This window comes from Paenibacillus sp. MZ03-122A (assembly GCF_024213325.1).
Taxonomy (GTDB): domain Bacteria; phylum Bacillota; class Bacilli; order Paenibacillales; family Paenibacillaceae; genus Paenibacillus; species Paenibacillus polymyxa_B.
The window spans coordinates 139,819-165,680 of record NZ_JANAVI010000004.1 but is presented as its reverse complement, the minus strand read 5'-3'; the positions used below and the strand labels follow the sequence as shown (position 1 = coordinate 165,680).

At 47.6% G+C, this 25,862-nt stretch carries 18 protein-coding genes and 1 riboswitch; of the genes, 3 read left to right on the top strand and 15 right to left on the bottom strand.

All coding sequences use genetic code 11. The features are described from left to right. Nucleotides 1-239: 239 nt before the first annotated feature. The 7 genes from NLX74_RS10820 to gcvH all read right to left on the bottom strand — a co-directional run bounded on the left by NLX74_RS10820 (nucleotide 240) and on the right by gcvH (nucleotide 10,301). Entirely contained in the window at nucleotides 240-1,895 is a 1,656-nt protein-coding gene (locus NLX74_RS10820; protein ID WP_254328708.1) for an amino acid ABC transporter ATP-binding/permease protein, read from the bottom strand. Then, on the bottom strand, nucleotides 1,888-4,053 hold the full coding sequence (locus NLX74_RS25835; RefSeq protein WP_254328707.1) for a DUF454 family protein: 2,166 nt from the start codon (nucleotides 4,051-4,053) through the stop codon (nucleotides 1,888-1,890). The genes NLX74_RS10820 and NLX74_RS25835 overlap by 8 nt, the downstream gene beginning before the upstream one ends. Nucleotides 4,054-4,267: 214 nt before the next feature. Beyond that, nucleotides 4,268-5,413 carry a mannitol-1-phosphate 5-dehydrogenase gene (locus tag NLX74_RS10810; RefSeq protein ID WP_254328706.1) on the bottom strand — a complete coding sequence of 382 codons (1,146 nt, stop codon included), beginning with the start codon at nucleotides 5,411-5,413 and terminating at the stop codon, nucleotides 4,268-4,270. Beyond that, on the bottom strand, nucleotides 5,410-5,844 hold the full coding sequence (locus NLX74_RS10805) for a PTS mannitol transporter subunit IIA (RefSeq protein WP_235308869.1): 435 nt from the start codon (nucleotides 5,842-5,844) through the stop codon (nucleotides 5,410-5,412). Before NLX74_RS10805 ends, NLX74_RS10810 begins: the two co-directional genes overlap by 4 nt. Then, a complete protein-coding gene (locus NLX74_RS10800) occupies nucleotides 5,841-7,919 on the bottom strand; it encodes a BglG family transcription antiterminator (RefSeq protein ID WP_254328705.1) in 2,079 nt (692 codons plus the stop codon). Before NLX74_RS10800 ends, NLX74_RS10805 begins: the two co-directional genes overlap by 4 nt. A gap of 81 nt (nucleotides 7,920-8,000) precedes the next feature. Further along, nucleotides 8,001-9,479, bottom strand: a complete 1,479-nt coding sequence (locus tag NLX74_RS10795; protein WP_069290173.1) for a PTS mannitol transporter subunit IIBC — start codon at nucleotides 9,477-9,479, stop codon at nucleotides 8,001-8,003. 423 nt (nucleotides 9,480-9,902) lie between these two features. After that, entirely contained in the window at nucleotides 9,903-10,301 is a 399-nt protein-coding gene (gene gcvH / locus NLX74_RS10790) for a glycine cleavage system protein GcvH (RefSeq protein ID WP_254328704.1), read from the bottom strand. Nucleotides 10,302-10,644: 343 nt separating this feature from the next. Then, a riboswitch (glycine riboswitch) is annotated at nucleotides 10,645-10,793 on the top strand. A 176-nt stretch (nucleotides 10,794-10,969) separates the two neighbouring features. Between gcvH and gcvT the strand changes: the two genes are divergently transcribed. From gcvT to gcvPB, 3 genes are all read left to right on the top strand, one after another. Continuing rightward, the gene (gene gcvT, locus NLX74_RS10785; protein WP_254328703.1) at nucleotides 10,970-12,070 is read left to right on the top strand and encodes a glycine cleavage system aminomethyltransferase GcvT; all 1,101 of its coding nucleotides are present in this window, start codon (nucleotides 10,970-10,972) and stop codon (nucleotides 12,068-12,070) included. A gap of 124 nt (nucleotides 12,071-12,194) precedes the next feature. Continuing rightward, nucleotides 12,195-13,550 carry an aminomethyl-transferring glycine dehydrogenase subunit GcvPA gene (gcvPA, locus tag NLX74_RS10780; protein WP_254328702.1) on the top strand — a complete coding sequence of 452 codons (1,356 nt, stop codon included), beginning with the start codon at nucleotides 12,195-12,197 and terminating at the stop codon, nucleotides 13,548-13,550. Continuing rightward, nucleotides 13,547-15,043 (top strand): aminomethyl-transferring glycine dehydrogenase subunit GcvPB, encoded by a 1,497-nt coding sequence (gcvPB, locus tag NLX74_RS10775; RefSeq protein WP_302058557.1) that lies wholly within the window; start codon nucleotides 13,547-13,549, stop codon nucleotides 15,041-15,043. The genes gcvPA and gcvPB overlap by 4 nt, the downstream gene beginning before the upstream one ends. Before the next feature lie 120 nt (nucleotides 15,044-15,163). Here the strand turns inward: gcvPB and ptsP are convergent, their stop codons facing one another. The 8 genes from ptsP to NLX74_RS10735 form a co-directional block, all read right to left on the bottom strand. Next, complete coding sequence (ptsP, locus tag NLX74_RS10770; protein WP_103049341.1) at nucleotides 15,164-16,876, bottom strand: phosphoenolpyruvate--protein phosphotransferase; 1,713 nt, start codon at nucleotides 16,874-16,876, stop codon at nucleotides 15,164-15,166. After that, nucleotides 16,869-17,144 carry an HPr family phosphocarrier protein gene (locus NLX74_RS10765; RefSeq protein WP_013372579.1) on the bottom strand — a complete coding sequence of 92 codons (276 nt, stop codon included), beginning with the start codon at nucleotides 17,142-17,144 and terminating at the stop codon, nucleotides 16,869-16,871. Before NLX74_RS10765 ends, ptsP begins: the two co-directional genes overlap by 8 nt. A gap of 110 nt (nucleotides 17,145-17,254) precedes the next feature. Beyond that, nucleotides 17,255-19,300, bottom strand: a complete 2,046-nt coding sequence (gene ptsG, locus NLX74_RS10760) for a glucose-specific PTS transporter subunit IIBC (RefSeq protein ID WP_254328701.1) — start codon at nucleotides 19,298-19,300, stop codon at nucleotides 17,255-17,257. Between the two features lie 252 nt (nucleotides 19,301-19,552). Then, nucleotides 19,553-20,404: a glucose PTS transporter transcription antiterminator GlcT gene (gene glcT, locus NLX74_RS10755; RefSeq protein ID WP_254328700.1), complete on the bottom strand. Its 852-nt coding sequence runs from the start codon at nucleotides 20,402-20,404 to the stop codon at nucleotides 19,553-19,555. 190 nt (nucleotides 20,405-20,594) lie between these two features. Then, nucleotides 20,595-22,130: a flotillin lipid rafts scaffold protein FloT gene (locus NLX74_RS10750; RefSeq protein WP_254328874.1), complete on the bottom strand. Its 1,536-nt coding sequence runs from the start codon at nucleotides 22,128-22,130 to the stop codon at nucleotides 20,595-20,597. Nucleotides 22,131-22,178: 48 nt separating this feature from the next. After that, the gene (locus NLX74_RS10745; protein ID WP_235308857.1) at nucleotides 22,179-22,697 is read right to left on the bottom strand and encodes an NfeD family membrane protein; all 519 of its coding nucleotides are present in this window, start codon (nucleotides 22,695-22,697) and stop codon (nucleotides 22,179-22,181) included. A 173-nt stretch (nucleotides 22,698-22,870) separates the two neighbouring features. After that, nucleotides 22,871-24,034 (bottom strand): iron-containing alcohol dehydrogenase, encoded by a 1,164-nt coding sequence (locus tag NLX74_RS10740; RefSeq protein ID WP_254328699.1) that lies wholly within the window; start codon nucleotides 24,032-24,034, stop codon nucleotides 22,871-22,873. 184 nt (nucleotides 24,035-24,218) lie between these two features. Then, complete coding sequence (locus NLX74_RS10735) at nucleotides 24,219-25,862, bottom strand: UDP-glucose--hexose-1-phosphate uridylyltransferase (RefSeq protein ID WP_254328698.1); 1,644 nt, start codon at nucleotides 25,860-25,862, stop codon at nucleotides 24,219-24,221.

The following is a 25,862-nucleotide window of genomic DNA, read 5'->3' as shown; positions in this document are numbered from 1 at the left end:
TTTCTGTACATCGGCTTACAGCCTCTGTTCATCCATCATTTATGATGTTTATGACTTGTCAATATACCTCAGGATTTTGTAAAATCTTCACCTAATAGGCTATCAAAATAAGACAAGTTTGAAAAGCTGGATGATTTAAATAAGGATGACGCTTCCATTTCAACGCACACTCCATTTTATGACAAAACTATGAACAGGCTACAGCTTTTGCCCTTAAGGTATAACAATAGTTAGAAAAGTCAGGACAATCTACGGTTATCCATTTCAAAAATATCGTCTGCAATCCGCATGGTAGAACTTCGGTGCGAAACAAGGACAATCGTTTTATCTTGCTGCTGTTCCTTTAACGATTTTAAAATAATTGCCTCGTTCAGGCTGTCCAAATTGCTAGTAGGCTCGTCGAGCAGTAAGAGAGGCGCATTATGGACAAAGGCTCTGGCCAGCCCCAAGCGTTGGCGTTCTCCACCGGACAGCCTGTCCCCCAATTCTCCAACTCGGCTGTCATACCCTTGAGGCAAGGTCATAATAAAATCGTGCACGGATGCCTTACGTGCTGCTTCCACCACCTGCTCATGTGTAGCATCAGGCTTTCCGATTTTGATATTAGCTGCAATTGAATCATCAAACAGGAACGTATGCTGGTCTACATAGCTCTGTAAGCCTCTCAAATGTCGGGTCCCAATTTCCTTCAAATCGTGTCCGGATAGCAAAATTTCACCTTGCTGCGGGTCCCTAAATCGCATCAGCAACTTTAGCAGTGTAGACTTGCCAGAGCCGCTTTTACCCTGAATGCCTAAAATCCGCTTATGCGGTATCGTGAGACTTACATCATTCAGTACCGTTTGACCATCGTATGCAAAAGTCACCTTGTCTACTCGTGCCCCAGTAAAGGCAACACTCATCCCTTCGATATTTTCCTCAACCTCCGGGGTTTCCTCCAATAGACTCAACACTCGTTCCCCGCTCGCCAGCGTTTGAAGCAAATTGTTGGACAAGTTGCTCAGTGCGACGACCGGACCAAATGAACTAAACAGTGCAATGACAGAAATTAGCATACCTGTAAAGTCAACCTGACCATTAGACATACCGTACAAGCCAGCCAGCAGCATCAAGAATGAGAATCCAACTACAGCCGCATCTGTGATCGCTCTTGTGATGCCTTCATGATGCTTCAAGTCCTTCTGCTTGGCATCCAATTGATCCGTACGACGGTTAATCTCATTCAAACGTTGTTCTCCTTGTCCATATTGCACAATTTCCTTCATCCCCCGTAAGCTGTCCAAAAAGTAACTGCTCAGCTTGCCAAAGCTGCTTCGGTATTCCATCCCCTGACGTTTGCCCATACGTGACGTGAGTAAGGGAATAAATAAACCGACAGTTAGGTAAGCAAGCGCAGCGAGCCAGCCTAATAGAGGCTCATAAGAACCGATAAAAAATACCATGAGCAGTGAAGTGATGATGCCGATCATTACAGGCGCTATCGTATGCGCATAAAATACTTCCAGCAGCTCAATATCACTCGTAATGAGTGATATCAGATTCCCCTTGTCCTTGCCTTCCAATTTGGCTGGAGCGAGTCTGCGCAGGGCTTGAAGCACCTTGTCACGCAGTACAGCCAGTAGCTTGAAAGCGAGATAATGACCACTCATTTGCTCGCCATAACGGAATACGCCGCGCAGTACGGCACAAACCACGATCGACGTCAGCAAAAACAACATGGTGTAGCCTGTCGTGATGCCCGTTGCTGTAAGCAGAGCAAGGGCTCCATACACTATAATGCCAATAGCACAAATAAAACCAAGCACTCCTGTCACAATCGTGATGAGCAGTACAGGTAAAAGAGGTCCCGCCAATACCAATAATTGGCCCATGATCCGTAATCCGTGTCTACGCATATACAGCCCCTCCTTTTGCAAACTGCTCTACCCGGTGTTGACTGAGATACATATCCGCATAATGTCCCTGCTGGCTCAACAGTTCATGATGCGTTCCGGATTCTGCCACCAATCCGTTTTGCAGCACATAGATACAGTCGGATTGAACTACATTTTCCAGTCTATGCGAGATAAGAATCACTGTTTTTTGACCTGCCAGCGCATGTATTACCTCCATAATGCCTTCCTCACTCTCACTGTCAATGTTAGAGGTGGCTTCGTCAAAAATGTACACACGACTATCATGCAGCAATGCTCTGGCCAGTGCTAGCCGTTGGCGCTGTCCTCCTGACAGATTTGCCCCCTGCTCCTCCAGTTCTGCTTCCAGTCCTCCTTCTGAAAGAATAAAATCATACAGCTTCACTTGTCGCAAAGCTTCCAGCATTTGTTGCTCATCCGCGTGCTCATTGCCCATTTTTAAATTTGCTTCCACTGTGCCTTTAAAAATATAGCTGTTAAAACCAATCCAGATCATGTGACGCATGCGGCTTTCTTCCGAAATATCGGTAAGCTCGGTTCCTCCAATCGTCAGACTTCCTCGATACCCCTCGTGATGCCCAACGATCAATCCGGCTACCGTACTTTTACCAGAGCCTGATTCCCCAACAATTGAAACCAAGCTGCCCTGGGGAATATCCATGGATATATTTCGTAAGGTATCTCTTTCGTCGTAGGCGAAACTCACCTGTTTCAGTCGAATATCTGTGTTTTCTATGCTTTCTTGTCCTTGTATAAGATCCTCTGTACTCAACATTTGAAATATTTTGTCACTCGCTGCCATTCCGTTCATGGCGATATGGAAGTAAGAACCCAGTAAACGCAGCGGAATGAAAAATTCTGCTGACAGCAAAACAATGATGATCGCTCCTGCCAAGCCAATATGGCCTGAAGAATATTCACTTATCGCGACCAGTACACCCGCAGCAGCACCACCAAATGCGATAAGATCCATAATGGCCACGGAGTTAAGCTGCATAGTCAGCACTTTCATCGTCATTTTGCGAAAGTCCTCAGCTGCTGTGTTCATTTCCTGATGTTTATCCTGGTCTGTTCCGTACATTTTGAGCGTAGTCAGACCTTGTACATTCTCCAAAAAGCTGTGGCCCAGATTGACGTAACTGCCCCAATATTTCCGAAACAGCTTTTTAGCCATCCTCATAATGACAATGATCGACACTGGAATTAAGGGAACGCAGATCAATAGTATAATGGCTGCTTTGAAGCTGACAAAAGAGAGGGTTATGAATAACGTTACGGGGGCAAGCAGACTGTAAAATAGCTGAGGCATATATCTACCGAAATAGGTTTCAAGCTGCTCTACCCCTTCTACAGCAACCTGAATAACCCCCGAGGTGGAGGTATGATCTGTATATGCGGGTCCCATCTTCAGCAACTTGCCGTAAATTTGCGAGCGCAGCGTTTTTTTAGCATTTACCGAAGCACGATAGGATAACATACTGGCTGCATAATTGCTCAGGCAGCGAACTGCAATAGCAGCAATAACAATGACCGTCATAGATAGAATCAGCTTGCGAGTCACTTGTCCTTCCCATGCCTGCTGCATAACAAAGGCCATAGGCAACACAGCGGCTATACTCCCCAAAAGACCGATCCACTGCACAAGCACACCCAATACGATATATTTCCGAGAATGTTCCACTAGACCGAGCAGATGGCTATCGACCATTTTAGACCTTTTTTTTGGAGTAGGTGTAGGTATAGGTTCAGATGAAGATGAAGGCGTTATTTTTGCTGCAGCATTTCTTATTGTTCCGATGCGGAATATAAAGTAATAATATTTAAAAAGGATGACCAAGACGATGAGCGCTTTCCCCCACACATTAGGCGTGAAAATAAAGCCTGTGATCAGCATCGCTGACGCTAAGCCCAATGTCATGATTTTCGTAGACAGCTTCAACGACCTTGTTTGAACAAAACTCTCTAGATGCTTTTGGTACAGAGAGGTATTCGAAAACCACTGGTGAATCCTTTCGGACCCCCGCATAAAGAAAAAGGTCGCTAGCAGCAGAAACGGTGTAGTCGGTAGCAACGGTAGCACTACACCAATAACTCCAAGCGCCAAAAATAAAAACCCTAAGGTAATATAGATCGGTTTCACTATAATCCTCCCTAATAGTTATAATAGTAATGATTTCATTTCATAGATAATGATAATCATTATCAATATAAACAATTTAAGCAGGTTGTTATGTGATATAAATCACGTATATAAAAATCCTCTTGAAGCACATCTCTACAGAACACGTTAGTGTTGATGTGAATGCTTTGTCTTCAAGAGGATTATCGAAAGTAGGTGTTGATAATTCGTTGTTTTATGAATTTATAATATCATATTGCTCCAATACCTGCCGATGTAACGGGTGGTCTGCGGTTATGGAAGTATAACGCGTCAGCGCCGCACCCAGTCCTTCACTGCGGATCACCTGCTGAAGCTCGACTGCCTCGGGGTCTTCCGTAATATCAAATTTACAGGCAGCAGCCATTCCTAACGCCAGATGATCCGTAGGGATGCCATACTCCTGCGCTTGGAGCGCGGGACGTACAAGACGATCATTTGGAGACAGCTTGCGCAACGGTGAACGTCCGACCCGAGTAACATCGTCTGTCAGATTAGGATTGCGGAAGCGATCCAAAATTTTAGAGATGTACTTCTTATGCTCCCCTTGATCCAAACCGAAGCGCTTCACAAGCACTGCTCCTGTCTCCTCCAGTGACCCTTGTATCGAATCCACCACCTTGCTATCCTTCAAGGCCTCCTGGATGGTAGCATAACCTGCGGTATAACCAAGATAGGCTGCCACGCAATGCCCCGTATTCACCGTGAACAGCTTTCGTTCAATGTAAGGCTCTAGATCCTGCACGTACAGGATGCCTTCGATTTCTTCATGCTCAGGTGCCATTTGTGAACGATCCACCACCCACTCGTAAAAAGGCTCTACCTGCACATGTAACGGGTCCTCGTGGTGTTGGATCGGCACAATCCGGTCTACAGCAGCATTGGGGAAATATACCGAAGCCTCAGCCTTGGCGCGGGTCGCCTCATCCAATAGTGCAAAAACATGCTCTTTCAGTTGGGCGCTGCCTCCGATTGCATTTTCGCAAGCAATCACATGCAGCGGGCCTGCCCCTCGCTCCACCCGCCGCGCTATTCCCTCGGCAATACCTGCTGCAATGTGCTTGAGGATGCCGACACCTACTGCGGTCGTTACCAGATCAGCGTGGTCTACCGCATCAGCTACAGCCGCTGCATCCTTGCCGTCAATCGCCGTTACATTCGTGACCAGCTCCGTATCCTTTGTATCATTGGCTAACTCTACGGTATATTGTTTACGACGGCGTAACTCGGATACAAGGGTGTCGTTGACATCTGAAAAGACAACCTCATAGCCTGCACGCGACAGAATTAATCCGATAAAGCCGCGACCGATATTTCCTGCTCCAAAGTGGACGGCTCTCATAGCTCCAGCTCACTTTCAAACAGATCTATAATTTCCTGCGGGGTCACCGCGTTGCGAAGTTTATCCATATTTTCTTCCTCCGCACACACCACAGCGATACTCGTCAAAATCTCCATATGATCGCCGCCTTGTGCTGCAATGCCGATCACCATATATGCTTTCTCTTCCCCAAAATCTACGCCTTGCGGGAACTGAACGATGGAGATGCCTGTGGATTGAATAAGCGTCTTGGATTCCTTGGTGCCATGTGGAATAGCCAGCCCATTCCCGATGTAGGTAGACACGATCTCCTCGCGTTCCAGCATCTTGTCAATGTACTCACTTGAAATATGTCCCGCATCCAGCAGGATTTGTCCAGCCATACGAATCGCCTCATATTTGTCTTTGGCGGTTGCGTTCATTTTTACTTTGTCTATCGTCATAATACTCACGGTAGATTCCTCCCTGTCCCTAATTTACTGTGGAAAAATTCAGCCAGCTCACTCGATATATAATTGACAATATGATCCCTGCTACCGTGTTCCAGTAGCGTAACCATGTCTTCCTGCAAGAGTAATGCACTAATCTCGCTCAATACCTCCAAGCTTTCTCTCGGCAGCTCACGAGGCCCCAACATGAGCAGCACGCATTCTACCTGTTCACCTGTATCCGCCAACAGCGGCTCTGCCAGCTTATACAAGGTAAGCGAAGGCTTGCGAATATAGTGGCTGCGCGTATGAACTAAAGCAATGGAGGTATCAGAGATCACCTGACTACCTTGGCGCTCTCTTTCCATGAGTTGTGCAGCAACCGCAGAAGGCTCTGTAACATTCCCCCGCCCCGCCTCCAGCATGCATATCGCCTCTACGGTCGCCGCCATATCCATCCCTTGATTTTCCAGCGGATACACTTGAAATTGCTGTACAATGTGTACAATTTCCTCGAGACTTTTCCGCAGACCGGTAAGCCACTCCATATCCTGGCCAGGCTGAACGGCCTGTTCCTGCTGATGATCATTGAGATGATGGAGTGTAATATGTTGGATGAAATGACGTAGACGGTCACTCTCCTCCTGCGTTAGCAGCGGACTGATCTTAAGATACCGATCTGGTTCAAGCGGTAGCTCTACTGTCGAAATGATCAGATCATAATCCTCCTTGGGAATCCGCGCCGCCTCGTACCATGAAGCCCTATCCACAATTTTGATCTGTGGGAGCTCTTTGGCGAGTCTTGTTGCCAGAAGTCTGGATGATCCAATGCCGCTCGTGCAGACTACAATGGCCCGCACTTCCCGACGCAATTGTCGCAGCCGCTCCAGCGAAGCGCCGAAATGCATGACGAGAAATCCGATCTCTTCATCAGGCACTTTCATTTCTGTCATGCTCGCCGCAGCCTTTTTCACTGATTCGAATAAGCTGCTGTAATCCTTGCGGATTTGCTGAAGGAGAGGGTTACGAATCGACCTGCCTTCCTTCAAACGTTTGAATACCGGAGCCATATGGGCAATCAGTCCTTCACGCAGAACACGGTCCTCTTTCAATGGCGTGCCTGTCTCTTCCTCCACACGACGAATCAACTCATGAACCGACTCCAACAGTACGAGATCATCCAACGGCAGCAGTCGGGTAGAGTGATCTTCGGCATCACGAAATAGCAGCCTGAGATAAGATCGTTCCGGCTCTGGAAATTCAATATCCAGCGCCTCTGACAACTCCGTGCATATGCGTTCCACCATAGCTGTGCGAAGCATGATATTTTCATCTGAATCTGTTTTTAAATACGAGAGAAGAGGATCTATAACATACCCGAGTCGAAGACGTACCAGCGAAACGCAAATTTGAATCAGCAGCTCCATGTATTTGCTTTCCACCATGTTTTCCAACCATTTTTCATGGGGCTGCCAGAGGGCCTTTTCCACGATTAGCAGGTTATCTCTGCCAATCATCTCCAGCAACTTGTCGGCAACACGGGTTACAGGACGAAGTTCTTCCCGGGCTGAAAACAGATCGGATTCATCCAAATATTCGAGAGCCAGCTCGGAAATCGCCCGTCTTTTGTCTGTCTCCCGCCCTGTAATCTCGACCCCGTACCCCCGTCTGCGCACAAGCATGAGTCCACGTTCCTCAATCCAGTCTTGCAATTCGTCTAGATCATGACTGACCGTAGTTACCGTGACTTTCAGGTCTGAAGCCAGCGCCAACAGCTTGATCGGCTCCCGTGTATCCAGCAGCATGCAGAGAACCACGATCTTTCTCTCCTCAGCCGAATATTCGTCTGACTTCGTATGCAGCAATTGTTTTCGCAGGCATACAAGCCGAGCTGGATCAGCATCTATACAGATACCGATCCCTGACTTTTTCTCCAGCTTCACCTCATGAGCTGCCAGCCAATGCTCGACTGCGCCCAGTTCCCGATGAACCGTCCTTGTGCTGACATTGATCTTCGTGGCAATTTCCCCGGCTGTAACCTCTTTGGACTGCTCCAGAAGATATTCCACGATGTCACGTTGTCGTTTCGTAATATTCATAAGCGCATACCGTTCCTTCCCAAGCTCATCCCTCCAGCAGGAGACGTACATTGCATACAGTCCGCCTGACTTCGATGGGGATTAAGAATCGGATTTCAGACGTTCAACCAGCGCTTCGTATTCAGGACTCTTCAGAAAATTGTCAATGGAAATGTGCTCAGCTTTCGGAGCTACTGTTTTAGCCCGGTCTGTCAACGTTTTTTGCGTAATGACAATATCCGCATCCTGTGGAATTTCACTGATTGCCGTATTCGTAACTGTTACGCCCACACCCGCCTGCTTCATTTTTTTGCGTAAAATCGAGGCACCCATAGCGCTTGAACCCATACCTGCATCACAGGAAAAGACGATTTTGTTCACTTCGGATTTATCCTTGAGCGTTCGATCTGCAGCAATTTCTGCAGCACGATCAGATTCGTGGTTATCTTCCATTACAGTGGCGTTAGCACTTGCACTCTTGCTTTGATTTTTCATATCTTTCAGGCGGGATGCAGCTTCCTCCAGCCCCTCTTCTTGTTGCTTACCAGTCTTGAGTAACACTGCGGCAACAGCAAAAGATACGACCGCAGCAGCGATCACCCCGCTTAGCATTGGCAAATATCCGCCTTTTGGCGTCATTAGAAAATAGGCGATGATGCTGCCCGGCGAAGGAGCAGCAACCAGTCCGGCACCTGTCAACATGAAACAGAAGGTTCCCACAACGCCCCCAGCTATAGCAGCAAGAATCAAAATCGGCTTCATCAAAATATAAGGGAAATAAATTTCATGAATCCCGCCGAAAAAATGAATGATGACTGCGCCAGGAGCCGACGACTTCGCAGAGCCTTTACCAAACAGGCAGTAGGCCAGCAAAATACCGAGCCCCGGCCCAGGGTTGGATTCCAGCATGAACAGTACGGATTTTCCTGTTCTTGCAGCTTCCTCCAACGCAATCGGACTTAATACTCCGTGATTCAGCGCGTTGTTTAAAAATAATACTTTTCCGGGCTCAATAATGAGGTTGACAAGCGGCAGTAGCCCTGCGTTCACGAGGAACTGTACCCCTGCCGACAATACTTGACTGATCATTTGTACAACCGGGCCGATCGCCACATGGGCAAGCAGTGCTAGAATGGCACCGATAATCCCGGCCGAAAAATTATTGACCAGCATTTCAAAGCCTGATCTGACTTTGCCTTCAATGGCCTTGTCGAACTTCTTCAATATCCACGCAGCCAGCGGACCAGCGACCATCGCGCCCAGGAACATCGGGATATCGGCTCCCACTATGACACCCATCGTCATAATGGCACCAATCACACCTCCACGTTGTCCGTGAATCATCGTGCCTCCCGTGTAACCAATCAGCAGCGGCAGCAAATAATTTTTCATCGGATCAACCAGTTGTGCGAAACCTTCGTTTGGGAACCACCCGGTCGGAATAAAGAGTGCCGTAATCAATCCCCACGCGATAAATGCTCCCATATTGGGCATAACCATACCGCTGAGAAAACGGCCAAAACGCTGTACGGCGACACGAGTGCCTCCTTTTGAACTTGGCTTTGCGTCCAATGTACTCATATTCAAATCCTCCTTGTAGGTAAGCATCACTACCTTTTCTTAAAATTCATACTAAATGACAGCGCTATCTTCATCAATGAAATGAAAACGTACTTTCGTCATGAACGTTGATGACAACATTTAAATTTAAATTAACCGAGAAGGTATTAGACCTGCATAATTCTTCTTAATATGACCTGTAGCTATAGAAATTAGTCGAAAAAACACTGTTGTAAATCTACACAATTTTAAAGTGATGCTCTCTTCTAAGCCTGAGAAGACAACGTAAATCCGTCTTCTAAAAGACAACAAAAAAATAGTCGCTATGTCAGGTCATAGCGACTATTTATACAAAAACTGAGCGGACTAACGATGCTCTTATTTAATTCAATATCCATATAAAAAACCAGAATAAAGCGTTATTATTTCATGCTGTATTGCTCATTATTGCACATCGGAAATCAACTGCTCGTATTGATCCGCAGACAGTAGCTTGCCCAATGCTTCCTCCACATCTTTATCTATCTCTACTTCGATCATCCAACCTTTTTCATAGGGAGATTCATTCACTAGCTCAGGCGTACTTTCCAGCGCTTCATTCACTTTTAATACGGTTCCCGTCACCGGAGCAAAAAGGTCGGATACCGTCTTCACCGATTCAATCGTACCGATTTCCGCTCCCTGCTCAATCGTTACTCCCGCCTCAGGTAATTCTACAAAAACAATATCACCCAGTTGATGCTGTGCAAAATCTGTAATACCAATCCGCAACGTTCCATTCTCTGTGCGCTGAACCCACTCATGTTCGTCTGTATACCAAAGTTGCTGCTTCACTTCACCCATTTTGTTCCCCTCGCTTCCATATGAATAAAATCGCTTTTGCTCACCTGTATTAGACAGGTTAAGATTATGACAACAGGAACACTCATGTCAATAATACTAACAAAAATACTTCATATGACCTCATATAGCGTACTATATAAAAATATGATAGCTTATAACAAACGCTTACATATCCTTATTTATATATTAAATGTTTTTTCTATTGTTTTTGATGACATTTTTATTGACATTTTGAATGAATTTGCGTATTAATGGGTTATAGCAAATGCTTTGGGAAACACCCCGACAACTGCAAACGCGGATGAACGCGGAGGGAGAGACTACCAAAAAGATTCACAAGCTGTTGCGGTTTGTGGGACAGTTGTGCACGCGAATCGGATCAAGTTGTTATCTGCAAAGCCAGGTAATATACTGTTGATCCCGAAGGTAGCGCCGAAGGAGTAAGCCTGCATTGCAGGTGAATCTCTCAGGCAAAAGGACCTCTGCCGGACGCATCTCTGGAGAGCATTCGCTATTGGAGCGGATCACCCAAGGGGAAACCCGGTACATACCGGGGTAACTTTCTGGTATCAAGGACAGAGCTGAAAAAAGAGTGTAGACTGCCGTCTATACGTTTTTTTCGGCCTGTCTTTTTTGTTTAGCCGATCACACCGAATAGGAGTGGAAAAATGACTAATTTGCGAAAAACACCGCTATATTCGTCCTACGGGACGCAGTCTGGGGTTCGTTGTATTGACTTTGGCGGCTGGGAGCTCCCCGTTCAGTTTAGCGGCATTCAAAAGGAGCATGAGGCCGTCCGGCAACGTGCGGGTTTATTCGATGTATCGCATATGGGCGAATTTTTGGTTGAAGGCAAAGAGGCCGAAGCTTTTCTGCAAAGGGTGACCACAAATGATGTCAGCCAGTTGGAACCAGGTCAGGCACAATATTCACTCCTGTGTTACCCCGATGGAGGGGTAGTAGACGACCTGCTTGTTTACTGCAAAGGACCGGAGCGCTACATGCTCGTTGTGAACGCCTCTAACATCGATAAGGATTGGGATTGGCTAATTCGCCATATGCCTGCATCCGTTCACATGGAGAATGTGTCTGATGCGATAGCATTGCTGGCGTTGCAAGGACCGGAAGCAGCACGTATTGCCGCAGCCGTGGCAGATACGGACATTACGAATCTGGCATCTTTCCGCTTCCATGAGAATGTGCCATTGTTCGGAGCAAAAGCACTCGTCTCACGAACCGGATATACGGGCGAAGACGGTTTTGAGTTTTATGTACCTGCTGCGGAAGCACCAGCCGTATGGGAGGGTTTGCTTCGTTCCGGTGAGTCGTATGGGCTGATTCCCGCTGGACTTGGTGCTCGGGATACCCTACGCTTTGAGGCACGGTTGCCGCTGTACGGACAGGAGTTATCTGCCACGATTTCACCGCTCGAAGCCGGTCTAGGGTTCTTCGTCAAGCTGAATAAAGGAGATTTTATCGGTAGAGAAGCACTGCAACGTCAGAAAGATCAAGGGATTCCTCGCAAATTAATCGGGCTGGAAATGATGGATCGCGGTATCCCTCGCGCCCATTACCCGGTATTCGCAGAAGGACAACACATCGGTGAGGTCACAACGGGGACTCAGTCGCCCACCTTGAAGCGTAATCTCGGCCTCGCCTTGGTAGACAGTCGTTTTAGCGCCCTCTCCACACCGCTGGAGGTTGAGACTCGTGGCAAACGCCTGCGTGCCGAGGTGGTGGCAGCACCCTTTTATAAACGCCCACGCTGATCTTAAACTCTCCTCATTTCTATAAAGCAAACATGTCAGATATGTACTTCCGGGTTTTCATCTCACACTTTTTTATTAACTAATTTACGATTTAAATTTTGATTTTCGAAAGGAGCCAGAACCTATGAAGCAGCATCGTTATCTCCCTATGACTGAACAGGATCAAACCGAAATGCTGCGTGTGGTCGGCGCTTCATCCATCGATGATTTATTCAGTGACATTCCAGAGGCCATTCGATATCAAGGGGAACTCCCTCTTTCTTCTCGACTCGGCGAGAGAGCCTTAACCCGCCACTTGGCCGAGCTTGCTGGACACAACGCCAATACAGACACACATGCCAGCTTTCTTGGCGCAGGAATTTATGATCATCATATTCCGTCCGTCATCCAGCACATCACTTCACGCTCGGAATTCTATACAGCCTACACCCCCTATCAGCCGGAAGTAAGCCAAGGCGAGCTACAAGCCATTTTCGAATTTCAGTCGTATATTTGCGAATTGACGGGCATGGCTGTAGCTAATGCCAGCATGTACGACGGAGCGACTGCACTGGCGGAAGCGGGCTCACTGTCCGCCGCAGCTACCCGCCGTAAACAGCTTATCGTATCAAGGTCCGTCCATCCGGAAGCACGTCAGGTATTGGCAGCCTATGCACGCGGATTGGATTTGGACATCGTGGAGATCGGCTGTTCGGACGGCGTAACGGATGCTAATGCGTTAGCGGCGGCCGTATCGGAAAAGACTGCGGCTGTTTTGGTCCAAAGCCCCAACTTTTTCGGAGCCGTGGAAAACCTGAAGCCGATGGCTGATCTCATCCATGCGCACAAAGGTCTTTTGGTCGTCAGTGCCAACCCACTGGCACTTGGCTTGCTGGAGACACCCGGCAAACAGGGCGCGGATATTGTGGTAGGAGATGCGCAGCCACTTGGCATCTCCTCTTCTCTCGGCGGTCCGACCTGTGGATACTTTGCCGTTTCTCAGGCACATATGCGCCGTATCCCCGGCCGTATTGTGGGTCAGACCACTGACCGTAACGGTAAACGCGGCTTCGTGCTGACCTTGCAAGCGCGGGAACAGCATATCCGCCGCGAAAAGGCCACGTCTAACATTTGCTCCAATCAAGCGTTGCTAGCTTTATCTGCATCTGTATACTTGTCTGTCATGGGTAGACAGGGGATCAAGGAAGTAGCCGAGCTAAATTTGCATAAAAGCCGTTATGCTTTAGAGCAATTGCTGAGCTTGAAGGGCGTAACTGTCTCATTTAACGCACCGACCTTTAACGAGTTTGCCCTTAGACTGCCTGAGGGTACGGATATGAGCAAACTCCAGGCCGAACTGCTAGCTGCTGGATTTATCGCTGGCTACGATTTGGGCCGGGACTATGAGGAACTTGCTGGTCACATGTTGATTGCCGTGACGGAGCAAAGAACCAAAGAAGAGATTGACCAATTTGTACACACCTTGGGGGGATTGCTATGACACACACCGGACAGGATCAGAAACAAGGGCTGTTGAAGGAACACGATCAAGCGCTCATTTTTGAATTGAGCCGTCCGGGTCGCATCGCCTATTCCCTTCCCGAGTGCGACGTTCCCCGTCGCCCGGTGGCAGAGCTTTTGCCAGATTATGCGCTGCGCAGCGAACCTGCGGCATTACCCGAGGTATACGAAGTAGACGTTATTCGGCATTATACCGCCTTGTCCCGGCGCAATTTCGGCGTGGACAACGGATTTTATCCGCTCGGCTCCTGTACGATGAAATACAATCCGAAAGTGAATGAGGATGTCGCCCGATATACAGGCTTCGCCAAAATCCATCCATATCAGCCCGAGGAGAGCATCCAGGGTGCCATGGAGTTGCTGCATACGCTCCAAAATGATTTGGCTGCGTTAACTGGCATGGATGCCGTCACACTTCAGCCCGCCGCGGGCGCCCATGGCGAATGGACCGGGCTGATGATGATTCGCTCATACCACGAAGCACGTGGTGAGCGACGTACCAAGGTGCTCGTGCCGGATTCCTCGCACGGAACGAACCCCGCCAGCGCAACCGTCGCGGGCTTCGAAACAGTCACCCTTCCCTCCACCCCTGAGGGGCTGGTGGATCTGGATGCGCTGCGTCAAGCCGTAGGCAACGACACCGCTGCGCTCATGCTGACCAACCCGAACACGCTTGGACTGTTCGAGAAGCAAATCACTGACATTGCTGCCATCGTGCATGACGCGGGTGGTCTGCTCTACTATGACGGGGCGAACTCCAACGCCATCATGGGAATTACTCGTCCCGGCGATATGGGCTTCGATGTAGTGCATCTCAATTTGCACAAAACGATGAGTACCCCTCACGGCGGCGGCGGCCCCGGCGCTGGGCCTGTCGGCGTAAAGCAACGGCTCATCCCTTATTTGCCCAAGCCGCTTGTCGTACGTGATTCGCAGGGGGTGTACCACTGGGACCGGGAACAAGGAGATTCTTTTGGACGGGTTAAAGCCTTTTACGGCAACTTCGGTATTCTCGTTCGTGCCTACGCCTATATCCGTAGCTACGGTCCTGATGGCTTAAAGCGTGTATCGGAATGCGCTGTGCTCAATGCCAATTACATGATGCATCGGCTCGCTCCACATTTTGACCTGCCCTACCCTGGACATTGCAAACACGAATTCGTAATGTCGGGGCGAAGCTTGAAAAAATTTGGAGTGCGCACGCTTGATGTAGCCAAACGGCTGCTTGATTTCGGCTACCATCCGCCTACAATTTACTTCCCGCTGAATGTAGAGGAGTGCATCATGATCGAGCCCACGGAGACGGAAAGTAAGGAAACACTTGATGCTTTTGTCGACACTATGATTCATATTGCGCGGGAAGCGGAAGAGAACCCTGAGCTGGTGCTCAATGCACCATATACTACTCCAGTCACACGATTGGACGAAACTACCGCAGCCCGCAAACCTGTACTGAATTGCTCATGCAGTTAAAAACAAATTCTACTTAAAGGATGCAAAAAAGCCGGTATCTAAATAGATACCGGCTGCTGTATGTACACAGCAATTTTTTTGTTGGAAAAAGATATAACCTTTGAAATGTAATACCCTTCCTTAGCCTTCGATGCTTTGAACCAATTCAACAACCTGTTCTGCTGTTTGCATGTCCAGAGCTTTTGTAGCCAGTTTTTCCATGTCCGCACGGGACAACTTGGAGATTTGACTACGTGCTGGCAGAATAGAAGTTGCGCTCATACTGAACTCATCAAGTCCAAGACCCAGCAGCAACGGAATTGCTGTTGTATCTCCTGCCATTTCACCACACATACCAACCCAACGTCCTTCACGGTGAGCGGCATCAATAACCATTTTCACCAGACGCAGAATGGATGGATTGTATGGTTGATACAGGTAAGAAACCCGCTCGTTCATGCGATCCGCTGCCATTGTGTATTGAATCAGATCGTTTGTACCGATACTGAAGAAATCTACTTCTTTTGCGAATTGGTCAGCCAATACCGCTGTAGAAGGAATTTCTACCATGATGCCCAACTGAATTTCTTCAGATACGGATACACCCTCGGCTACCAACTTTTCCTTTTCTTCCAACAAAACAGCTTTAGCTTCACGGAATTCGTTCAGCGTAGCAATCATCGGGAACATGATGCGCAGGTTACCATGCACACTCGCACGCAACAAAGCACGCAATTGAGTGCGGAAAATATCCTGGCGATCTAGACACAGACGAATAGCACGGAATCCGAGGAACGGATTCATTTCTTTCGGCAGGTCCAGATATGGAAGTTCTTTGTCGCCACCGATATCCAAAGTACGGACTACAACCGGCTTACCTTCCATTCTTTCCAGAACGGTTTTGTACGCCGTATACTGTACTTCTTCGGATGGAAGCTTATCGCGTCCCATGTACAAGAACTCCGTACGGTACAAGCCAACGCCTTCACCACCGTTGTCCAGAACACCAGCTACATCATTAGGCGTACCAATATTGGCTGCCAGTTCGACATGGACACCATCGACAGAAACTGTAGCTTCGCCGCGCAGCTTGCGCCACTCTTCGCGTTGCTTGTCGTATGCCACCTGTTTAGCACGGTATTCCGCAACAATCTCTTCGGTTGGGTTCACGAATACGTGACCATCCAAACCATCAACGATAATCAAATCGCCGCTTTTAGCTTGAGACAATATATTTTTCGTTCCCACAACTGCAGGAATTTCAAGTGAGCGAGCCATAATGGCCGAATGCGAAGTACGTCCGCCGATGTTCGTTGCAAAACCTTTAACAAATTCACGGTTCAGCTGAGCTGTGTCGGAAGGTGTCAAATCTTCTGCAAGCACAATCGTTTCTTCGGCAATTTCTGCAGGACTAACAAAATGAACACCAAGCAGGTGATTCAGGATCCGCTTGGTTACATCACGCATGTCCGATGCGCGTTCTTGCAAATAGGCACTTTTCATGTTTTCAAACATGGAAATGAACTGTGTAGCTACTTCATTCAAAGCATAGTCAGCATTAAGCTGCTCGTCTCTGATTTTAGCTTTAACCGGATCGATCAATTCAGGATCATTCAGGATGAGCAGGTGAGATGCAAAAATTTCTGCTTTTTTCTCTCCCAGCTCCTGAAGCGTTTTCTCCTTAATCGATTCCAATTCGGTTTGAGATTGTACCAAAGCCGCATCCAATCTCGCGATTTCAGCTTCAACATCACCAACCGCGCGTCTCTCTACAGCGTAATTCGGATGCTCCAAGATAAACGCCCGGGCAATGGCTATGCCTGCCGAAGCGGCAATCCCGGAAATTTTAAGCATGAACTTCGCCCAGCCCTTCGTTAACGATTACATTTTCAAGAGCTTTCAGTGCTTCGGCTGCTTCAGCGCCTTCGCAGATAATGTTAATAGTATCACCTTGTTCCAGACCCAGAGACAATACACCCAGAATGGATTTCAAAGTTACTTTTTTACCGTTAGCTTCGGCAAAAGATTCAGCACCGCTGAATTTGTTAGCTGTATTTACCAGTGCAGTTGCAGGACGTGCATGGATACCGTCTTCATCCGTAATTCTAAAAGTTGTTTGCATAATTTGTTCCTCCCACTTTCCTAAAGATAATATTTGTTTACACGCAGTATACCAGATCATTGATGAGACGGCCTAAGCCGCCTAATCAACTAATCCGAAACACATAGAGTTTATTTTATCGTAATTATACCATCTTCGCCAGCCTTCAATACTCCAGTTTTGTTTAAAGTTACCGAAGAACCTTCTGGAAGGTTGGTAAAAATGACAGGTGAAATGATGGATTTAGCGTTTGCCTTCACGTATTCCAGGTCTACTTTCATAATAGGCTGGCCGGCTGACACAAGATCGCCTTCGTTCACCAAAACGTCAAATCCTTGCCCTTTAAGCTTCACGGTATTCACCCCGATATGAACAAGCACTTCTTTACCGCCATCGGATTGAATACCAATCGCATGCTTGCTCGGGAATACATTGAATACTTTACCATAAACAGGGGACACAATCGTTCCATCATTTGGCACGACCGCAAAGCCGTCACCTGTCATACGTTCTGCAAATACCGGATCGGGAACCGTCGAGATATCAACCAATTCGCCGTTAACAGGCATTACAATATCTTCTACAATAATGGTTTGTTGTTCTTCCCCAGCTTCCTTCTCCTCTTGTGGAGCAGGTTGCGCCGGAGCTGGTGCAGGTGTACGTCCAGCCATGATATCTGCCATTTGAGTTTTAATGGTGTCGGAACGTGTACCGAAAATTGCCTGTACGTTGTTGCCGACTTCAAGGACACCCGATGCGCCAAGTTGCTTCAGACGAGCTTTGTCAACGTTCGATTTCTCATTAACCTCGATCCGAAGACGTGTGATACAAGCATCCAGATGCTTGATATTTGATGAACCACCGAAAGGTGCCAAAATGTTGTGCGGGAGCTCATCACTACTACCGGCTGCTGCACCATCCACATTTTCTGTAGCTTCTTCACGTCCTGGTGTTTTCAAGTTGAACTTCCGTATGATGAACCGGAATCCGAAGTAGTAAATCACTGCCAAAATCAGACCGACGATGATTACATACCACCAAGGCGTACGGGTTGGAATAATCCCGAAAATCAGGAAGTCAATAAATCCGCCTGAGAAGGTCATACCGATTTTGACATGTAAAATTTGCATGGTCATAAATGACAGACCTGCGAATATACAGTGTACTGCAAACAGCAGTGGAGCTACGAACAGGAAGGAAAATTCCAGTGGCTCCGTAATACCTGTCAAGAACGAAGTCAATGCTGCTGAACCCATGATACCTGCTACATATTTTTTATGTTCTGGTCTTGCTTCATGGTACATTGCAAGCGCTGCTGCCGGCAAACCGAACATCATGAATGGGAATTTACCCACTTGGAACGTACTTGCTGTCAACGCCACTCCATCACGAAGCTGGCTGAAGAAGATCTGCTGGTCACCGTGAACGGTTTGACCTGCTTTGTTAACATATTCACCAAATTCAAACCAGAACGGTGAATACCAGATGTGATGCAAACCAAATGGAATAAGCGCGCGTTCGATAACCCCGAACAGGAACGCCGACAAAGTCGGGTTGGAATACACCATAAAGTGAGATACTGCGTTAAGTCCTTGTTGAACTGGAGGCCAGATCAGAACCAGCGCAAGCCCGACAATCAGTGAGGACACCGCCGTTGCAATTGGAACGAAACGCTTACCCGCGAAAAAGCCCAGATACGAAGGAAGCTCAATTTTGAAAAAGCGGTTGTACATGGCCGCGGCCAGTATACCGATGATTATCCCGCCGAACACCCCGGTTTGAAGCGTTGGAATACCCAACACGTTCGCATAACCCGGTATTTTTTGAGCAATCAGACCAGGTGTGACACCCACGGCTGTACCCAAAGTAATGTTCATAACGAGGTAACCGATGATGGCAGCCAAACCGGCTACACCTTCACCGCCCGCCAGACCGACGGCTACGCCGACTGCGAACAACAGGGCCAGATTATCAAAAACGATTTGTCCGGCATTCATCATGATCGTCGCTACCGATTGAACCCAGCCCGCATTTAATGCCGGAATGTACTGGAGAAAATCAGGATTGACCAGCATGTTACCGATACCCAACAAAAGCCCCGCAGCTGGCAAAATCGCTACAGGAAGCATTAATGCTTTACCGACACGCTGTAAAACGCCGAAAAGCTTTTTAAACATACCTTCCACATCCTTCTCTGAAATTTAGAACAGAGGCAAAACAACAAAAAAGGCATGAGCCGATTTAAGTATGTTTGAAAACAACCTTGGGATATAGCTTGCCCCAGTAGGCTGTAAACAATCATAACTTAAAACAACTCATGCCTGATCGAATCAGTAACACGTTAAATGTTCAGTTGTTGTCTTCCTCATTGCAGAATTGATTATAGCACCCCGCTAAATGCGAGGCAATACTTTTTTATTCCGGTTTTATCACTCTTGTTGCTCTTTGCGTTGGGACAACCGTTGCAGATGCATTGTCAAATAACTAACCTCAGCCGGGTACACAGATTTACGGAGTCTTTTCTCCATAATTTTCGTGAGCTTCCAGGCCAGCATATACATTTCCGGATACTCCTCATTCAAAAGCTTGTCCAATCGATAAATCTCCTGCACAATTTCTCCCCGGCGCACACGTTCAATCGCAAACCTCAGATGAGTCAGCAGTCGAGAATAATCAAGGGATTGAAGAGGAATACGATAATCCAGTGTCGTCTCGACAACCTGAACCATATCAGCAATCAGACGAGAATCCTTCCTAACCTCGGAGATATGCTGGTTTGTCATGGCACTATAAATATGCAGGGCCACGAATCCGATTTCATCTTCTCCCAGATCTACATCCATCTTATCCCTGATTAAAGCAACAGCCTGCTCAGCCATCTTGTATTCCTGAGGATATATTTCCCTAGTCTCATACAAAAACGGATTATGAATCGTAATTCCCTGTTTATGACGGTTGATGGAAAAAGCAATATGGTCAGTTAAAGCAATCAGTATGTGCTCATTTAGAGGCTTCTTAGCTTGAAGCTGAACAAGATGAAGCACCTCACCGATGACCTCAATGAGCTTCTCATCCAGCTCAGGAAGCAACCGTTTGTATTGCTCCTGTTCTTCATGGCTTTTTAATATAAATAATTTCTCAACTGAATCCAACGGCATAAGATCGCCGGGTCTGCGATTGAAACCGATTCCTTTTCCAATCACGACAACCTCATCATGCTCGGGATGCATCCCTATAATCACATTGTTATTCAGCGCTTTGGCCACTTTTAGGCTGCTCACATCCGCACCTCTTTTATCAGAACCTTGATCCTAAGAATTATAGCATGAAGCTCAGAGGAATCCACGTTAAAGTACCAAATATTCGGCTAAAGGTCAATAAAAAGAAAACGCTTTTCATCACATTGCCGGGAAATGCTGTGATGAAAAGCGGTCTTTTGGTTAGGGATAGATGCTCCCCAAAGACTTATCGTTATTCTTTATCTGTTAGCGCTACCTCCACCGAGGCTGGAAGAGGCTGCTTATTCACTTCACCGGAAGGCGGCACGGAATGAATGCCTTTTTTCCCCGTGGTCAACCCCTTGATTAACTGCTCCACATCAATACCGGATACACTCTTCAGCATCTCGGGTGCCGTAGCCATCAGTTCGGTGACATAATTGCTGACACGCGCTGCTCCTTCTCCTTTTCCCGTATCAACTACGGTGAGTTTATCAATGGACGCAATCGGTTCGGCAATACGTCCAGCCAGATCAGGCAGCATTTTCACGATAATATCGAGCACGGCGGCCTCTCCAAACTTTTGGAACGCCTCCGCCAGTTTTTCCTTGGCCTCCGCTTCTGCAAGTCCACGCAAACGGATGACATCTGCGTCTGCCGTACCTTTGGCGCGTTCGGCATCCGCTTCTGCTTGCCCGTTAAGACGTTTTTGTTCAGCTGACGCTTTAGCCTGTGTCTCAATCGAGTATTGCAGCGATTCAGCCTCACGCATTTTACGAGATTTATCTGCTTCCGCCGCTTGCTCGACCGCATACCGATCGGCTTCTGCCTTCTTTTTCACTTCCGCATCATATTGCTTTTCACGTACCTGTATTTCCTTGGATTGAAGATCAATTTCCCGTTCTTTGCGCACCAGCTCGACCTTCATCTGCTCTTCGACAGCAGTCTGCTTGGCACGGGCCTCCTGGATGTGATAAGCCTGATCGGCTTCTGCCTTCGCTGTATCCTGTTCTTTCTTAAACGAAGCCACTTTCAGTTCCTTCTCCTTGGCTGCCTCCGCAATGTTGGTATCCCGCAGCAGTTCGGCCTTCTGGCCTTCCTGTTCCGCACGTGCCTTCTGAATCCGGGCATCCCGCACAGCCTCGGCTTCTGCAATCTCAGCATCCCGTTTCACAGCGGCAATTCTCGGCTTACCAAGCGCATCCAGATATCCGTGCTTATCACGCACGTCTTTGATGGTGAATGAAACGATTTGCAAGCCCATCTTTTTCAGATCACGAGCAGCCACGCCCTGTACTTCCTGCGCAAACCGATCCCGATTACGATAAACTTCTTCCACTGTCATCGAACCGAGGATTGCGCGTAAATGTCCCTCCAGCACTTCCTGAGCCTCTCCTCTAAGAGCCTCCAATGGTTTCCCGATGAACTGCTCGGCTGCTGTAGCCACATCCTCAATGGAACTGCCAACCTTGATAATCGCCACACCATCCGCAATCACGGGAACTCCTTGCTCCGTATACACTTCCGGTGTGGTTACGTCCAGTTTATGGGACAACAAAGAGATGAATTCGGACTGCTGGAAAATTGGCCAAATGAAGGCCCCCCCGCCGCGTACAATTTTAATTTTGCGTCCAGAGTCATCCTCGGAAATATTTTTATTTCCCAGAAAAGAGCCCGTCACGATCATCCCTTCATCCGGTCCAACCGTTTTGTAACGGGCCCAAAAAGCGATCCCTAATATAACGATAACGATGACAACAATCCCAGGGACCAACACAATATCTTGCAAATTTGACACTCCCGATCACGCTCCCTTCAAGTTAAGCGAATGCGCCGTCTATGTGTCCAGGTACGCTACGCGGACGACGCCCTCTGCGACCTCAACCACGACGATACGGGTTCCCGCAGCAAGCGGTTTGTGATCGAAGCTCGATGCTGTATGTATGGTGTTGCCTGCACCCAAGCGGATCATAACCTCCCCGTAACCAACCTCAGGTACAGGAATGGTGACCTCACCGATCCGGCCAGTCAGCTCACGCATGGAGAAGCCGCTGGATACTTCCGAATTCGCCATGGGCTTGATAAACGCAAAAAACACGAGTATTCCGATGACAAACGCAATCCCTAAAGCAAGCACAACGACCCACCCCATGCTCAGTCCAGTATACTTTGTCAGCAGTACTCCAGCTCCGCCAAAAGCGGTCATAGCTCCAAGTAAAACGACAGGTCTGAACCAATCGAGGCCCGGCAGCTCCAATGCACCATCCAGCCAACTACCGAGTACATCTCCAATCAGCACACTGACTACGGTAAAGATAGCGCCCCCTGCCAATAACCACCAAAATATGGTTTCCATGCGACTCCTCCTTCCATGTACCTTTTCAGTCTGGTTTCCAGTCTATAACTATGTTTACGTATTCAACCTTAAAAAGTTTCAAAATTTTCCTCCCAAATCCCACGTTGAACCCAAAAAAGCACGTTCGTACGTCTAATGACGCACAAACGTGCTTAAAATGATACAAGTATAGTTTACAGAGATGCTTTGTAAATTTCGACTACATCTTCGCGATTGAGCTTATTAAAACCACCAAAAGATCCGAATTTCACAGCTTTATCAGCCATAACATCGATCTGGGACGCATCAATATCGTAATCAGCCAGACGGCTTGGTGCACCAATCGAGTTCCAGAAATCACGCAACGCCTGAATACCTTCCAGCGCCACTTCTTCATCACTCTTGCCTTCTGGGTTTACATGGAACACATTGACGGCCAGTTGTTTGAAGCGTTCAGGCTTCACATGCAGATTGTGTTTCATCCAGTTCGGGAACAGAATAGCCAGTCCTCCACCATGTGGAATATCATAAACAGCAGACACCGCATGCTCGATATTGTGAGTAGCCCAGTCACCTGTCAGCCCCATGTTCAGGAAGCCGTTCAGCGCCATCGTACCACAATACATAATCGTTTCACGCAGCTCGTAGTTTTCCAGATCGTTGACCAGACCTGGAGCCGCATCCATGACCGTACGTAAAATCGTTTCGCACCAGCCAAGTTGGACCGGAGTATTGGATTCCAAATGGAAATAATGCTCCAGCGTATGTGACATCATATCTACGATTCCGTAAACGGTTTGATTTTGTGGCAGTGAGTATGTGTTTACAGGGTCAAGAATAGAAAACGCAGGGAACGCAAATACGCTACCCCATCCCAATTTTTCCTGTGTTTTTTCATTTGTAATAACAGAACCCGCATTCATTTCAGAACCGGTAGCTGCCATGGTCAAAACTGTACCTAATGGCAATGCTGCCTGTGGTGCCGCTTTACGCTCTGCAAAATCCCACATGTCGCCATCATATTTTGCACCAACAGCAATGGCTTTGGAACAATCCAGCACACTACCGCCGCCTACAGCCAGAACGAGGTCGATTTGATGTGTTTTACACAATTCCACGCCTTTATGTACTGTAGATAAGCGAGGATTCGGCTCTACACCAGCCAGTTCCGTTACCTCTGCACCAATTTCATTAAGCAAACTTATTACATTATCGTACAAACCGCTGCGCTTAATGCTGCCGCCGCCATATACAAGCAGTACACGTTTACCATATTTAGGAACTTCACGCTTGAGAGCCTCCAATTGTCCTTTACCGAAGATCAATTGTGTAGGATTATAAAATTCGAATGCTTTCATCGCAAACGCTCGCCTCCAATAGTTCTAAAGTTTAATGTTAAGAAACTACTCTATTATAACCTTTTCGGTTACAGGAAACAAATATGCTTTATTTTCAGAAAAAAACCACACTCCTTGAGGAGCATGGTTCCATGTCATATCTTGGGAGGGTTCTCGTAGTGTATTATGTGCTGCACCAGCGATTTTATTCACCCAAAGTATATCCCAATTGTTTCATAAAACGACCAAACGCCTGCTGCCCGGACTCATTCCGTTTATACACTCCTGCATGCTCTAAAATTTCACTGAATTTCAGTCCAACTTCATTTTGTACGGTACGAACAGCCGTTTCCTTGTCAGGCAAACGACCGAACCGAGTGTTTAACTGATAAATCCAGTCTGCATGCTTAAACAGTGGATGTCCTTCCTGCTGCATAGCCACAGCCAGTTTGTCATCCCCACACAAAATATCTGCAATCCCATCCAGTTCATCCTTGAGCCGCCCCGGTAATATGGCAAGTCCCATCACTTCGATCAGACCGATATTTTCCTTCTTGATGTGATGCATCTCGCGGTGAGGATGGAAAATACCTTCCGGATACTCTTCACTCGTTCGGTTGTTACGCAGTACGAGATCCATCTGATACCTGCCTTCGGAATCTCGGCGCACAATCGGCGTCACAGTATTATGTGGAATCGTTTCCCCCTCCTGCTCTGTATGAGAAAGGACATCAGCTACAGGATCACTATAAGCTTTCCAGGCTTCAAAAGCAGCATTTCCCGCCTCCAACAGCGCCTCGGCATCTGTTGACGTAAAACGGATGACCGACATCGGCCAGTTTACAATCCCTGCTGTAACCTGCGGGAACGCTTCATTATGGTATACACCGTCCACACCCGCTTTTTCAATTGGGAATGTATGACGACCACCCTGAAAATGATCATGGGTCAGGATCGATCCGCCGACAATCGGCAGATCCGCATTGGAGCCAATAAAATAATGCGGAAACGCTTTCGTAAAGGCCAGCAATCGCCGCAGTGTATCCTTCGTAAGCTTCATCGGTACATGATCATGATGGAACACGATGCAATGCTCGTTGTAATACACATAGGGTGAGTATTGAAAAAACCACGGCTCCCCATTCAATTCCACCGGAATGATACGCAGATTTTGACGGGACGGATGATTTACTCTTCCTGCATATCCGACGTTTTCACGGCATAATTGACACTTGGGATAAACAGGCGGCGGCAAAAGCTTCGCCATCGCAATTTCTTTAGGACTTTTTTCTGGCTTGGACAAATTAATCGTGATTTCCATATCTCCGTAAGATGTCGACTGATTCCAGTACACATTGCTGGCAACCCGATCCATTCGAATGTAGTTCGAATCGATGGATAATTGATAAAAAGCATCTGTCGCCGCCTCTATGCCACGTTCATCCTCCGTTTGATGAAAGTCACGGATGACTTCAGACGGTCTCGCCATCAACAGTCCCATGATTTTGGAATCAAGCAAATCGCGATACGTATCTGTGTTTTCAGGGATAAGTCCTATGGCAAAACCATAATCTATCAATACATTAAGCACAGGCTGGAGAGCTTCGGGGGCCATAATGCCCCCTGCTTCCCCACCTGAATAAGGCTCCGAAAACCCAAACTGCTCCAACAGCAGATTACGGCTGTAATCTGTATCTTGCGGACCGATCAAGCCCTTGTTTTGTGCGAATGCAACCAGTTGTTCCACCGCATATAGAGCCGATTGCTGCACAGTTTCGTCGATGTCATGGGCCAGATGCCGGAAATGTTCCCGGCCTTGGCCTTTATCTGTGGATTGGCGCTCGCTCAT